The sequence below is a fragment of the Furfurilactobacillus milii genome, assembly GCF_009863985.1.
In the GTDB taxonomy this organism is placed as follows: domain Bacteria; phylum Bacillota; class Bacilli; order Lactobacillales; family Lactobacillaceae; genus Furfurilactobacillus; species Furfurilactobacillus milii_A.
In genome coordinates this window covers 83,497-85,371 of sequence record NZ_WEZT01000012.1, presented here as the reverse complement: position 1 = coordinate 85,371, position 1,875 = coordinate 83,497, and the positions used below count along the sequence as shown (strand labels likewise).

General features: G+C 39.5%; 2 protein-coding genes. Both read left to right on the top strand.

The annotated features are described in order from the left end of the window. Positions 1 to 109: 109 nt before the first annotated feature. A complete protein-coding gene (locus tag GB992_RS07040; protein WP_161001799.1) occupies positions 110 to 1,093 on the top strand; it encodes a helix-turn-helix domain-containing protein in 984 nt (327 codons plus the stop codon). Between the two features lie 11 nt (positions 1,094 to 1,104). Further along, complete coding sequence (locus GB992_RS07035) at positions 1,105 to 1,818, top strand: helix-turn-helix domain-containing protein (protein ID WP_161001798.1); 714 nt, start codon at positions 1,105 to 1,107, stop codon at positions 1,816 to 1,818. The last annotated feature ends 57 nt before the right edge of the window (positions 1,819 to 1,875 follow it).

Below are 1,875 nucleotides of genomic sequence, written 5' to 3'. Positions count from 1 at the left end.
CCGGATACCTCGAATTGTTTGATTTGGTCGTTAAACATATTCTACCCGGTATGGGTTTATTTTTTTACTTTGTGTTGCATTTCAATTGTAAATTCGCCGGAGAGTTTTTATGCAATCGTTAGGACAAACGTTTCATGAACTACGCAAAAGTAAGAATCTAACACTTGAAGAAGTCGCGGACAATGAAATCAGCATGGCCGTGATTTCCAAGTTTGAGAATGATCAGACGATGTTGGGCGTGGACCGCTTTTTGCATTTGTTGCAACAAATCAACGTGACCACGACAGACTTTTTCTATCGTTTTCGACAGTCGGACGAGCAAAATAAAAATGCATGGTCGCAATTTTCAGAAGATGGCAGTCCGTTGCCAGAAATCTTTGATGTTTTAGCACCCTATGCGGATGTATTTCAAATCTCCAGCGATGAAAGTCAAAGTACGGCACAAAAGATTTCAAGTTTTAAAACTTACATCGAGTTGATGGGACAAGAATTAAAGAGAGATCCGAGCTTAACCAATCGTTTGAAGATATCTTTGGCAAAAGCAGCACTGAAGATACACCAATCCAACATGAAAGATCACTTCTCGACACATCAAGAAATGTTACCAATTATTGATTATTTAGGCGGGGTATCCGTCTGGACTGCTTTTGAATTACTGTTCTTTATTTCAACTTCGATTTATATGGATGTCGAGGACGCTATGATGCTTTTTTCTCGGTTTATGAAGCAGGCAGATTTTTATGTTCGTTTAACGGATTTGAGGAACTTAGGGTATTCCGTTTGTTTCACGCTTTTTTCGATTATGGTCGCACACAGAACGTATGATAACGCTAAAATAGTGCTGGAGAAATTCGACGATTTACTGAGCAAGGATACTGACGTAGAAGCACAATTTGCCATCATGAGTTTGTTTTTACATGGTTGGTATCTGTATGTAACTGGACAAGAAGCTGTTGGCAAAGATAAATGCAATACTGTATTGCAACTCTGCAAAACTCTGCATTTAAATGTAGATTCACGTTCTTATCGCGAAATTTATGTGAACATGCAGGACAAGAAATCGGCCATGATTTACTCAAGAATCTTTGATTAGGGGGATATTCTATGTCATCACTGGGACAAACATTTCATGAGTTGCGCAAAAGCAAAGGACTAACCCTTAAAGAAGTCGCTAACGAGCAAGTCAGTGTGGCCGTGATCTCGAAGTTTGAAAATGGCACTAGTATGCTTGGGGTCGATCGTTTCTTACATCTGCTGGATCAAATTCACGTGACAACAAGTGAATTTTTCTATTGGCAAACAGATCAGTATGCCGCTGATTCAAGTTCATACTTTAATGAAGCCGGTCACTCTTCGCCAAGCTGGAAGTTAATAGAACCATTTCAGGAAATCATCGTTTTAGTTAATCACGCTGATCCGCCAAAGAACGTTACACCGATTGACCAGTATCAACAGAGACTGTCAAAGACGGTTAAAGATCAGCCAACACCGATGAATTTATTATTAATGGCGTACGTTAACAGCAGTGCCGATTTAATGCATTTTAACTTGGATAAGGCAGCTCAAGATATTTTGCCAGTGGTTAACTATTTGAGTGCCGTTGGTCAATGGGGCGAATTTGAAGTTTATTTGCTCATTTTTTCGTTATCCTTTCTTGAGGCTGAGGACGTGTTGCGGTTGTTTAAACGGGCAATGCGACGTGCAGATTGGTATCAATGGCTGTCTGATGATCGCCATATGCGTTTTAATTTGTGTTTTGATGCTTTTTCTGTGTTGGGCGAATTTACAATTGAAATGCAACACAAAGTAAAAAAATAAACCCATACCGGGTAGAATATGTTTAACGACCAAATCAAACAATTCGAGGTATCCGGT

Excerpts from the sequence above, each read along its gene's own strand:
- GB992_RS07040 (WP_161001799.1), top strand. The coding sequence starts at position 110 with ATGCAATCGTTAGGACAAACGTTTCATGAACTACGCAAAAGTAAGAAT.
- GB992_RS07035 (WP_161001798.1), top strand. The coding sequence starts at position 1,105 with ATGTCATCACTGGGACAAACATTTCATGAGTTGCGCAAAAGCAAAGGA.